Annotated in this window: 9 protein-coding genes; 4 read left to right on the forward strand and 5 right to left on the reverse strand. The window is 60.1% G+C overall.

Annotated features, from left to right (window positions below):
• Positions 1-192 precede the first annotated feature (192 nt).
• Complete coding sequence (gene sohB, locus GIW48_RS29220) at positions 193-1,218, reverse strand: protease SohB (RefSeq protein ID WP_017135929.1); 1,026 nt, start codon at positions 1,216-1,218, stop codon at positions 193-195.
• A 193-nt stretch (positions 1,219-1,411) separates the two neighbouring features.
• On the opposite strand from sohB, the gene GIW48_RS29225 reads away from it, so the two are divergent.
• Both GIW48_RS29225 and GIW48_RS29230 read left to right on the forward strand, forming a co-directional pair.
• The gene (locus GIW48_RS29225; RefSeq protein ID WP_177032838.1) at positions 1,412-2,122 is read left to right on the forward strand and encodes a histidine phosphatase family protein; all 711 of its coding nucleotides are present in this window, start codon (positions 1,412-1,414) and stop codon (positions 2,120-2,122) included.
• Between the two features lie 56 nt (positions 2,123-2,178).
• Positions 2,179-2,493 (forward strand): SCP2 sterol-binding domain-containing protein, encoded by a 315-nt coding sequence (locus tag GIW48_RS29230; protein ID WP_177032836.1) that lies wholly within the window; start codon positions 2,179-2,181, stop codon positions 2,491-2,493.
• 62 nt (positions 2,494-2,555) lie between these two features.
• Here the strand turns inward: GIW48_RS29230 and GIW48_RS29235 are convergent, their stop codons facing one another.
• The 3 genes from GIW48_RS29235 to GIW48_RS29245 form a co-directional block, all read right to left on the reverse strand.
• Positions 2,556-3,149 carry a hypothetical protein gene (locus tag GIW48_RS29235; RefSeq protein WP_177032834.1) on the reverse strand — a complete coding sequence of 198 codons (594 nt, stop codon included), beginning with the start codon at positions 3,147-3,149 and terminating at the stop codon, positions 2,556-2,558.
• A 305-nt stretch (positions 3,150-3,454) separates the two neighbouring features.
• The gene (locus GIW48_RS29240; RefSeq protein ID WP_236462790.1) at positions 3,455-6,091 is read right to left on the reverse strand and encodes an MGH1-like glycoside hydrolase domain-containing protein; all 2,637 of its coding nucleotides are present in this window, start codon (positions 6,089-6,091) and stop codon (positions 3,455-3,457) included.
• Positions 6,092-6,222: 131 nt separating this feature from the next.
• The gene (locus tag GIW48_RS29245; RefSeq protein ID WP_169987635.1) at positions 6,223-7,632 is read right to left on the reverse strand and encodes an OprD family outer membrane porin; all 1,410 of its coding nucleotides are present in this window, start codon (positions 7,630-7,632) and stop codon (positions 6,223-6,225) included.
• Positions 7,633-7,920: 288 nt separating this feature from the next.
• On the opposite strand from GIW48_RS29245, the gene hglS reads away from it, so the two are divergent.
• Positions 7,921-9,297 (forward strand): 2-oxoadipate dioxygenase/decarboxylase HglS, encoded by a 1,377-nt coding sequence (hglS, locus tag GIW48_RS29250; protein ID WP_236462796.1) that lies wholly within the window; start codon positions 7,921-7,923, stop codon positions 9,295-9,297.
• Between the two features lie 146 nt (positions 9,298-9,443).
• On the opposite strand, the gene GIW48_RS29255 is transcribed toward hglS, so the two are convergent.
• Positions 9,444-9,668 (reverse strand): DUF465 domain-containing protein, encoded by a 225-nt coding sequence (locus GIW48_RS29255; protein ID WP_017135936.1) that lies wholly within the window; start codon positions 9,666-9,668, stop codon positions 9,444-9,446.
• Between the two features lie 174 nt (positions 9,669-9,842).
• On the opposite strand from GIW48_RS29255, the gene tkt reads away from it, so the two are divergent.
• Positions 9,843-11,906, forward strand: coding sequence for a transketolase (tkt, locus tag GIW48_RS29260; RefSeq protein ID WP_236462799.1), 2,064 nt, complete (start codon positions 9,843-9,845; stop codon positions 11,904-11,906).
• Positions 11,907-12,079: the final 173 nt, after the last annotated feature.

Raw genomic sequence — 12,079 nt, forward strand, 5'->3', positions numbered from 1 at the left:
GTTGGGGTTGCTGGGGGCGTTGGTGGTGGGGACGTTGATGCGAAAGCCTATACCCGCCCTGGCGCAAAACTAAAATGTGGGAGCGGGCTTGCCCGCGATTACGGTGTATCAGCCGACAACTATGTTGCCTATGCCACCGCCATCGCGGGCAAGCCCGCTCCCACATGGATCACCTGGGTCTTCAGATGTGGGTTACCAGAATCGCTGCTGGGTCAACCGGCTCCACCAGGTCAGCAATACACGGTCCACCGAGCCGCTGGCCGCCAGGCCCACGCGTTCTTGCAGGCTTTTACGCTCGGCGTAGTGCAGGTGGAACACCTCGGCCGTCTTGGCCTTGGTCGCCAGGTATTCGTCGCTGGTTTGCAGTTCGTCGACCAGTTGTTTATCGAGCGCTGCAACACCCAGCCACACTTCTCCGGTCGCGACGTCATCGATTGCCAACTGCGGGCGATAGCGCGACACAAAGTTCTTGAACAACTGATGGGTGATGTCCAGGTCTTCCTGGAACTTCTCCCGCCCCTTCTCGGTGTTTTCGCCAAACACGGTGAGGGTGCGTTTGTACTCTCCGGCGGTCAGCACTTCAAAGTCGATGTCGTGCTTTTTCAGCAGGCGGTTGACGTTGGGCAGCTGCGCCACCACGCCAATGGAGCCGAGGATGGCAAAGGGTGCGCTGATGATCTTCTCGCCTATGCACGCCATCATGTAGCCGCCGCTGGCCGCAACCTTGTCGATGCACACGGTCAACGGCACGCCGGCCTGACGAATACGCGCCAGCTGCGACGAGGCCAGACCATAGCTGTGCACCATGCCGCCGCCGCTTTCCAGGCGCAGCACCACTTCGTCTTTCGGCGTGGCCAGGCTCAGCAGCGCGGTGATTTCATGGCGCAGGCTCTCGGTGGCCGAGGCCTTGATGTCGCCGTCAAAATCCAGCACAAATACCCGTGGCTTGGCCTCGGGTTTCTTCTTGCTGTTCTTCTTTTCGGTCTTGCTTTCGGATTTGCGCAGGGCCTTGAGCTGGTCCTTGTCGAGCAGGCTCGACTCGAGGCGCTCACGCAGGCCTTTGTAGAAATCATTGAGCTTGCTGACCTGCAATTGGCCGGCGGATTTGCGCCGCCCCTTGCTGCGCAGCGCGGCGAAACTGATCAGTACCACCAGAATAGCGACCACCAGGGTGACGGTCTTCGCCAGAAAGCTCGCGTATTCGGCCAAAAAATCCATATGTCTCCTTAAAAAAGCACGGCGCCAGGCGCGGATGGCCCCAGCATACCGACGGCACCGCCTTCGGACCAGTGCTCAAACCGCCAGCAGTCGTCCTCTAACGCGCTTTTAAAACAAGCGTATGTTTTTTCATTGACAGCTCCCTGCCATCCTCATAACCTCGCCAGACTTTCAACGTACCGGGAAAACGGACGTGGGCAGCATCTATCTGATTCGACATGGCCAGGCCTCCTTCGGTGCAGACGACTATGACGTCCTGTCGCCCGTCGGCGTAGAGCAAGCGCAAGTACTCGGTCGCCACCTGGCCGACCTGGGCCTGACGTTTGACCGCTGCCTGTCTGGCGACCTGCGTCGCCAGCAGCACACTGCCTCCGCCGCATTCGATCAATACCGTGCCCTCGGCCTGTCAGCCCCAGCACCGGAAATCGACCCGGCCTTCAACGAATTCGACGGCGAAGCGATTATCCGCGCCCTGCTCCCCGACCTGCTGACCACCGAGCCTCACGCCTTGGATATCCTGCGCAACGCTGCGCAAAACCGCAGTGAGTTCCAGCGCATTTTCGCCCTGATCATCGAGCGCTGGCTGGCCGGCACCTACGACCCACCCGGTCTGGAAAGCTGGCTGGGTTTCGTGGAACGTGTGCAGGGCGGCCTGCAACGCATCCTGGAAGCCGCCGAGAACACCGACAAGATCGCCGTGTTTACTTCCGGCGGCACCATTACCGCCCTGCTCCACCTGATTACCCGAATGCCTGCCGCACAGGCCTTTGAACTGAACTGGCAAATTGTTAACACCTCGCTCAACCAGCTTAAATTCCGTGGTCGCGAGGTGGCACTGGCTTCCTTCAACAGTCATACCCACTTGCAACTGTTGAAGGCGCCGCAGCTCATCACATTCCGATGAATTGCGGCCAACCGTGACCCCAAGGTCACTGGACTCTACCTTAAAGGATCGAAACCATGACTGACGTAGCCAAAGCTGTAGAAGCAATGAAAGCCAAATTCAACCCAGCCGCTGCAGACGGCCTGGACCTGGTGTTCGGTTTCCGTATCGACGACACCCAGAACTTCTCGCTGGTGGTCAAGAACAACACCTGCGAACTGCTGGAAGGCGAAAACCCTGACGCCCAGGTTACCTTGGTGACCGACGGCGAAACCATGGAAGGCATCGTCAGCGGCGATACCGACGGCATGCAGGCCTTCATGAGCGGCAAGCTGCGCACTGAAGGCGACATGATGCTGGCCATGAAACTGAGCGATCTGTTCCCGGCCTGATAACGCCGTGCTCAAAAAAATCCCGCCTTCCGGCGGGATTTTTCGTTCAGCCAGCCTCCCGGTCAGCGGGTGTTGGCGTCATCCATTTCTTCAAACGTGTCCATGTACGCAGGGTCATTACCATCGTTTTCACGAATCACACGCCCTTCATACTCGGCGGTGATTTCACCGGTATTGACGTCAAGCCCAACCACGATCACCAGCTTGTATTTGCCCACTTGCAAGTACATGTCATAGAGGTCCCGGGGTTCATCAGGTGCCATAAAAAAGCTGTAGCTATAACGTACGCGCTTGGTTAACACGGGCCACTGTGCTTCAAACGTGCGGGAATCGAAGGATGGGAGCACATCGCTGATTCCACGCAGCGCGGCCTCTACCAGTTGGTCATTGTCCTTGGCCTTGAAGACCACCGGATGAGTGCGAGTCATCGACCGCATAGGGTTGGGAACAATATCCGTTTCAAGGCGGTACATGCCGCTGCTGAACCACTTTGTTGCATCGAAGGTGTTCTCACCTTTCTCGCATTCGCGGCAATGCATCATCAGCGGGGCCGCGGCGCTTTCTCGGGAATACAGTGAAGTCATGAACACAACGCAGGTGATCAGTAATACCCCCAATAGGCCTGCACTGCCAACCCGCGCGATAACATTCGCCATCGTCTACATCCTTGTCTGAAGGGGCGGCGAATTTACCTGATTCAGACCTCTTGGTGGCGGGATTTTTTTGCCCGTCATTTCACAAGCGATGTAGTTTTAATGTGGGAGCTGGCTTGCCTGCGATAGCCATAGGTATCTACACAACTTTTGAAGGCAGCCAATTTCTCCTGTGGCGAACAGGCTTGCAACAGACTCCGTGTTAACCGGTTGTGTAGATACCTATGCTGCGATAGCGGTGGGTCAGCCCACCCGTGTGTGGCTGATGGCAAGCCAGCTCCCACAGAAAAGTGAATCAGTGGTGCGGCTTAGCTTTTCGGCTGCAGCAACAACGCCACCAACGCACTCCACCCGGTCTGATGCGACGCCCCCAACCCACGCCCGGTTTCGCCGTGGAAATACTCATGGAACAACACCAGATCGCGACTGGCCGGGTCTGCTTCCAATTGCGCATAGCCCGCCATCGACGGGCGCAGGCCATCTTCATCGCGCAAAAACAAGCGGGTCAAACGTTGGCTGAGGCTGTCGGCCACTTCTTCAAGGGACGCCAGATAACCACTGCCCGTCGGGTACTCCACCGAGAAGTTATCCGCGTAGTAGCGGTGAAACTCGCGCAGCGATTCGATCAGCATGTAGTTCACCGGCATCCACAGCGGCCCGCGCCAATTGGAGTTGCCGCCGTACAAACGTGAGTCGGACTCGCCGGGCTGGTAGCGCGCACACAGGGTGTCGCCGTTCATCTTCAGCGCCAGCGGCTGCTCGGCAAAGGCCTTGGATAATGAGCGCACGCCAAACGTCGACAAAAACTCCTGGTCATCGAGCATGCGCCGCAGCAGGTCCTTGGTGCGTTCGCCGCGCAGCAAGGCGAGCAACAGGCGGTTGCCCTGCCCCGGTTCGTTCCAGCGCGACACCAGCTTGGCGAGGTCAGGCCGGTGTTTCATGAAGCCCAGCAGCCGCTCACGCAAGCCTTGCAGGCCTTCGTGCTCGCGTTGCTCCAGCACCAACACGGCAAACAACGGCATCAGGCCGACGATGGAGCGCAGGCGCACCGGCTCGCTCTGGCCGTCCGGGCGGTGCAGCACATCGTAGAAGAACTGGTCCTGCTCATCCCACAAGCCTTCGGCGCTGTCGTCGACACGGTTGATCGCACCGGCGATGTACAGGAAGTGCTCGAAAAACTTCACTGCGATATCCACGTACACCCCATTGCGCTTGGCCAGCTCCAGGCCGATGCGCATCAGGTCCAGGGCATACGCCGCGACCCACGCAGTGCCGTCGGCCTGATCCAGCTGGTAGCCGGGCGGCAAGGTGGCCGAGCGGTCGAACAAGGCGATGTTGTCCAGGCCCAGGAAGCCGCCCTGAAACAGGTTGCGGCCCTCGGCGTCCTTACGGTTGACCCACCAGGAAAAATTCAGCAGCAGCTTGTGGAAAATCCGCTCGAGGAAATCCATGTCACCCACGCCGGTCAGCGCCTTGTCCTGCTGATACACGCGCCAACTGGCCCAGGCATGCACCGGCGGGTTGGCGTCGTCGAAACGCCATTCATACGCCGGCAACTGGCCATTGGGGTGCATAAAACGGTCTTTGACCAGCAACAACAGCTGTTGCTTGGCATACCCCGGATCAATCAGCGCCATCGCTACGGCCTGGAAGCCCTGGTCCCAGGAGGCGTACCACGGGTACTCCCAGGTGTCGGGCATGGACAAAATGTCGAAGTTCGACAAGTGCCGCCAATGGGTATTGCGGATGTGCAGGCGCTCGGGCGGCGGCGCGGGTTGGGCGGGGTCGCCGTCGAGCCACTGGTTTACATCAAAGTAGTAGAGCTGCTTGGACCACAGTAACCCGGCCAGGGCCTGACGCTGCACATTGCGCGCGTCAGCATCGGCAATGCCTTGCTGCAAGGCGGCGTAGAAGTCGTCCGCCTCCTGGCGGCGCAGCTCGAACAGCTTGCGTGCATTGACCTCAGGCGCGTCCACCGGCGCAAACCGCAGGTACAGGGTTTTGCTCTGCTGGCCCGCCAGTTCGAGGCTGAAACGCGCGGCGACCTTGGTGCCCGTGTCGCGACGGATTACCGAGTCTGCGCCGCCCACCACGTAGTCGTTGATGCCGTCCTTGAACGGCCCCTGCGCCGGTTGCCCATCGAGCTTGGGGAAGTTGCTTTCGTTTTCGCAGAACAGCCACTCCAGGCCGTCCTCGCCCCAGGCGCTGAGATGGCGATCGGTCAGCTCATGATGCCGGGCCAGCACCCGTTCACCGTCCAGGCGCAACTGCGGCTTGGGCGCGTCAAAGGTCCAGCTCCAGTCATTACGCGCCCACAGTTGGGGCAGCACCTGCACACGCGTCGGCTGGTCCGCGCGGTTGTGCACGGTGACGCGCATGAAAATATCGTCGGGCTGATGCTTGGCGTATTCAACCGTTACATCACAGTAGCGGTTGTCTTCGAATACGCCGGTGTCGAGCACTTCGTACTCGGCATCCTCAAGCCCACGGCGGGCGTTTTCGGCGATCAGGTCGGCGTAGGGAAACGCCGCATGCGGGTATTTGTAGAGCATGCGCATATAGGCATGGCTGGGCACGCCGTCGACAAAAAAGTACAGCTCCTTGACGTCTTCTCCGTGGTTGCCCTCGGCGTTGTTGAGGCCGAACAGGCGCTCCTTGATGATGCTGTCACGCTCGTTCCACAGCGCCAGGCCCAGGCACCAGCGTTGCGCCTTGTCGCTGAAGCCGGCCAGGCCGTCCTCGCCCCAACGGTAGGCGCGGCTGCGGGCGTGTTCGTGGGGGAAGTAGGCCCAGGCATCGCCGTCGGCGCTGTAGTCTTCGCGCACCGTGCCCCATTGGCGTTCACTCAGATACGGGCCCCACTCGCGCCAGCGCTCGGCGTCTTCGGCGGCCAGGCGCTGGCCTTCAAGGGTTGCAAGGATGTTGGTTGCGGGCGTGGCCGTCATTGGGTCCTCCATCACTGACACAGTGGGGGCAGTGTAAAACCCATCCGTGCGCGGATGCACATGAAGTCGTGTTCGCGCGCGCAAAAAAAGAGGCCGCTGACTAGGCGGCCTCCGTTTGTGGCGGCGCGAGCTTAGAAGATCGCGTAGGTGTAGTTGAAGATCAGGCGCGTCTGGTCCTGGTCCGCAGTGCCGGTGTTGTGACCTTTGTAAGTACCAGTACGGAAGGTGGTGCCGAAGCCTTTGAGCGGGCCTTGCTGCACCACGTAGTCCAGCCGGAAGTCGGTTTCGTTTTCTTTCTGATCCGAACCACCGGCCACTTTGGACTTGATGCCCGTGCCGTCCAGGTACGCCACGGAGGCTTTCAAGCCTGGCACAAGGGCCTTGAAGTCGTAGGAGTACTGGCCAAAATTGACCTGCTCGCCCGCGCGGGAAAACTGGCCCACCACGGCGTCGGTGAACAGGTAGAAATCGCTGCCGCCCGCGCCTTGTGCGTTTGGATCAGCGATGCTGCCCTGGTTGACCCAGACGAAGCCGCCGTCATCGCTCACACCGATGTGACCGAGCATCAGGCTGCTGCCACCCAACTGGTAAGTGAACGCGGCGCTGTAGGTTTTGTTGTCCACTTCACCGGCGTGCTTGGCGTAGCCGCCGTTGTTGTTGAACTGGTAGCCGGCGTCACCGTTTTTGCCGTCGCTGGTGCTGTCGAAGTAACGCAGGTCAGTCTTGAACGATTGGTCATTGCCCAATGGCAGCACGTGAACCAGGCCGAAGTAGTTCTGTTTGTAGAAGTCCTGCAGGTCGGCGTAGTAGTACTGCAACGTCAGGTTTTTAGCGATGGCGTTGTCGGACGAGCCAAACGGTTTGTAGTCCACACCGCCGAACTTGAAGCTGTCGCTGTCGCGGGTACCGCCGGCAACGCTCAAGCCCGTGGAGTTGCTGGAAGCACGGCCTTCGGCACGGTTGAGCTCACCACCGGTGAAGGTCACGTTGGGGATGTCGTTGGAGGTCAGGATGCCGCCGTCGAAGGTCTGCGGCGCCACACGGCTGTCGTTGGAAACCAGAATAGGCAACACCGGGGCCAAACCGCCACCGACGTGCAACTCGGTCTGGGAAATACGGAATTTCACGTTACCCGCAGCGCGACTGAAACTGTCGGCGGGTTCAGTGCCGTTGTTTTTGGTCGGGAAGAAGCTGTTGCCGTTACCCGCCAGGCCCGGGCCTGCGGCGTGGCCGTCGCCACCGTCCAGACGCAAGGCGCCGAACGCCATCACGTCAAAACCGACGCCAAGGGTGCCTTGGGTGTAGCCGGATTTGTAGTCAAAACGCAGCAAGGTCGCGGCTTCGCGCAGATCGTTGTTGGTGCCCGAACGGTTGTCCGCGCTGTAGTACATGGTCCGCGAACTGACAGCCGCATGGCTGTCTTCAAGAAAACCGCTGTGACCCGTGCCCGTGCCCAGAGAACCGAGCCCGAAGTCATCAGCGCACGCGTGTTGCGCGAGCAACGCTGCGGTGATGGATAACGCCAGTGTAGAAATTTTCATGTGTAACGGCCCCTAAACATTTTTTTATGTGCGTTGTGTGCAAACGGCGTTTTCATCCCTACAAACGTAACGATTGTTTCATGAGGACCGGGGCGCGCCTCGTGAAGAATTAGTTAGGAAAGTACCCGTGAAAATGAAATTTTCCTGGCGCCGATTTTTGTCATATTCATGTCATTTCATTCATTTGCAGAATGAAGTCCTGAGGATTCTTCGTTTGCCAGCCCCCTTAAAGCCCAACAGAATCCAGAGAAAGGCCGCACCCTCACCACCGTGTTCAGGAATTTTTCTATGCCAAGTGCCGCGTATGTCAGCCCCGACGAGATTCGCAAAGACTTTTCCAGGGCCATGTCCGACATGTACCGAGATGAAGTTCCGCTTTATGGCGCGCTGATGGAGTTGGTGGCCGAGACCAACACGCGGGTTTTGGACAGTGATTCCGGCCTGGCCAAACAACTGCAGCGCACCGGTGAAATGGAGCGCCTGGCCATGGAACGCCACGGCGCCATCCGCCTGGGCACCGCCCATGAGCTGGCCACCATCGGCCGTCTGTTTGCGGTGATGGGCATGCAGCCGGTGGGCTATTACGACCTCACACCCGCCGGTGTGCCGGTGCATTCCACCGCCTTTCGCGCTGTGCATGAACAGGCGCTGCAGGCCAGCCCGTTCCGCGTCTTTACGTCCTTGCTACGCCTGGAACTGATCGAAAACCTCGAGCTGCGCGCCTTCGCCGAAAGCGCCCTGGCCAAACGCTCGATTTTCACCCCTGGCGCCTTGGCGCTGATCGAGCAAGCCGAACGCGACGGTGGCCTCAACGCCGCGGATGCCCAAGCGTTTATCCGCGAGGCCCTGGAAACCTTTCGCTGGCACCACACCGCCACCGTGACCGGCGCCCAATACCAGCAATTGAGCGACCAGCATCGCCTGATCGCCGACGTGGTGGCGTTCAAAGGTCCGCACATCAATCACCTGACCCCACGTACTCTGGACATCGATCAGGTGCAGGCCGCGATGCCCGGCAAAGGCATCACGCCCAAAGCCGTGATCGAAGGCCCGCCACGTCGCCAGTGCCCGATCCTGCTGCGTCAGACCAGCTTCAAGGCGCTCGACGAGCCCATCGCGTTTACCGACGCAAAAGGCAGCCACAGCGCGCGCTTCGGCGAAATAGAACAACGGGGTGTGGCGTTGACGCCAAAGGGTCGCGCCCTGTACGACCAGTTGCTGAACGCGGCGCGCGACGAACTGGGCGCCTTCCCGAATGAGGGCAACGCTGCACGTTACGTCGAATTGATGGCGCAACACTTCCAGGCCTTCCCCGATAACCACGCGCAGATGCGTGAACAGGGCCTGGCGTATTTCCGCTACTTCGTCACCGAGAAAGGCTTGGCGGCACGCGGCCAGGCCGGTCAGCCGCAAACGTTGGAGGCCTTGATGGCGGCCGGGCACGTGGCGGTGGAGCCTTTGGTGTATGAGGATTTTCTGCCGGTGAGTGCGGCGGGGATTTTCCAGTCGAACCTGGGCGATGCGGCGCAAAGTCACTACACAGCCCATTCGAACCAGGCTCAATTCGAGCAGGCGCTGGGCCGTCGGACGATTGATGAATTGAAGCTGTATGCCGAGACGCAGCAGCGCTCCATGGATGAATGCATCCAGGCGCTGCGTGCATGAAATAGGATGCCCGCCCGGCTCAGCAGCGCAATCCTTGCGCCGCAACAGTCCCCAGAGCCGGGTGGACGGCCGGCATCATAAGCAGTGAAACGCCGGCTGTCGCTCAGACAATTCTGAACAAATATGTCCGCGTCCTGTAGGACGTTTTATTGCAGCAAGTCCCTGATCTCGTCTTTAACCAACAGGCGTTTATCCTTCAGCTTCTTCAACGCCTCATCACTACCGGATGCCTTTTCGGCGCTCACCACCAGCTCATCGACGGTGTTGTACTTATCAAACAGCGCGTTCAAATGGGGATTTTTCGCCCGACGCCCGTCGACCTCTTCCTTGCTCAAACCCAAATCCTGATACAGGTCGTGTTTCACTGGCATGGAGTACCTCCGCAAGTTGATCAATGGCCTACGCCTTGAAACTAGCCCATTCCAAGGGGTCTTGTCATGTCTTGGGTCAAGGCGGTCCCGTTCGTCGTAATGCGCATGATGGGATCAAACCTTTGCCGTGCCCTGCCCTCCACTGTAGATCGCCACCCGAGGGAGAACGGTTTCATGACTCACGCTGCCACTGCTGTCGACACCCAATGCATCAACACCATTCGCACCCTGGCCATGGATGCCGTGCAAAAGGCCAACTCCGGCCACCCCGGCACGCCCATGGGCCTGGCACCGGTGGGCTACACGCTGTGGAGCCGCTTCCTGCGTTACCACCCCGAACATCCGGATTGGCCTAACCGCGACCGCTTTGTCTTGTCGGTGGGGCACGCCTCGATGCTGTTGTATTCGCTGCTGCACCTGGCCGGTGTGGTCGAGATTGATGCCCACGGCAAGCGCTCCGGCCAGCCGGCGATCAGCCTGGACGACATCAAGCAATTCCGGCAGATGAGCTCCAAGACCCCCGGCCACCCCGAGTACCGCATGACCACCGGCGTGGAAACCACTACCGGCCCGCTGGGCCAGGGCTGCGCCAACAGCGTCGGCATGGCCATGGCCGAACGCTGGCTGGGCAAACGCTTTAACCGCGACGGCCAGGTGCTGTTCGACTACAACGTCTACACCCTGTGCGGTGATGGCGACATGATGGAAGGCATCAGCAGCGAAGCGGCGTCGATGGCCGGGCACTTGAAGCTCGATAACCTGTGCTGGATCTACGACAACAACACCATCAGCATCGAAGGCCACACCGAGCTGGCGTTCAGCGAAGACGTGATCAAGCGCTTCCAGGCCTATGGCTGGCACACCTTGCACGTCACCGATGCCAACGACCTGCAAGCCCTGAGCGCAGCGCTGGAAACCTTCCAGGCCAACACCGGCGCGCCAACCCTGATTGTGGTCGACAGCGTGATCGGCTACGGCTCACCGCACAAACACAACACCGCCGCCGCCCATGGCGAGCCATTGGGCGAGGAAGAAATCCGCCTGACCAAGGCGGCCTACGGCTGGCCGCAGGATTCCAGTTTCCTGGTGCCCGACGACACCCGCACGGTGCTGCGCGATGCGCTGCTGGAACGCAGCCAGCCGCTGTATGAAACCTGGCAGCAACACCTGGCGCAGCTGGAGCAGTACGAACCGGAACTGGCCGATGAATTGCGCCGCATGCGCGCCGGCGAAATGCCGGAGCATTGGCAGGACGAACTGCCCCACTTCGACACCGACGCCAAGGGTATCGCCAGCCGCGCCGCCGGCGGCGAGGTGCTGAATGCCTTCGCACAACAAATCCCCTGGCTGCTGGGCGGCTCGGCGGACTTGTCGCCATCGACCAAGACCAACCTCACCTTCGACGGCGCCGGGCGTTTCAGTGCCGATGACTACAGCGGGCGCAACCTGCACTTCGGCATCCGCGAGCACGCCATGGGCGCGATTGCCAATGGCATGGCGCTGTCCTACCTGCGCCCGTACACCTCGACCTTCCTGGTGTTCAGCGACTACATGAAACCGCCGATCCGCCTGGCGGCAATCATGGAATTGCCAGTGGTGTTCGTATTTACCCATGACTCGATTGGCGTGGGTGAAGACGGCCCGACGCACCAGCCCGTCGAGCACCTGACACAACTGCGCGCCACGCCGGGGTTGCTGACCTTGCGCCCCGGCGATGCCAACGAAACGCTGGAGCTGTGGAAGGTGGCCCTGGCACAAACCCATCGGCCGAGCTGCGTGGTGTTGTCGCGCCAGGCGTTGCCGACCTTGGATCGCACAAAGTATGCGGCGGCGTCTGGGGCGGCCAAAGGCGCTTATGTGTTGGCGGGTGCCGATAAGCCTGAGGTGCTGCTGTTGGCGACCGGCAGTGAAGTGAGCCTTGTGGTGGCGGCTTATGAGCAGTTGCAAGCTGAAGGCATTGCCGCTCAGGTGGTGTCGATGCCCAGCTGGGAATTGTTTGAAGACCAGGATCAGGCGTATCGCGACAGTGTCTTGCCACCCGCGGTAAAAGCCCGTGTGGTAGTGGAACAGGCTGGGCCCCTGGGTTGGGACCGTTATGTCGGGCAGACCGGCGCTAAAGTGGTGATGAACAGCTTTGGCGCGTCGGCACCGTTGGCCAAGTTGCAGGAGAAGTTTGGGTTTACGCTTGAGAATGTGGTGAAGCAGGCCAAGGACCAGATTCGACTGGCTCGTCGTTGAGGCTGGGCGTTGAGGGGGCATATCCGTTATTTAGGTAACGGCGGCGTATGGTTCCGCTCTTACAGCCATGCCTTTCAAGGTCTATGTTTAAGAGTCCGTTTAACGTCATGTTTAGGCCTGTTTATCCGCCTTGGCAGCCTTAAGCACCCGAGCTGTTGAGACATGCGCCCGTG

It is taken from the genome of Pseudomonas sp. PA-6-3C (genome assembly GCF_021605825.1).
Lineage (GTDB): Bacteria > Pseudomonadota > Gammaproteobacteria > Pseudomonadales > Pseudomonadaceae > Aquipseudomonas > Aquipseudomonas edaphica.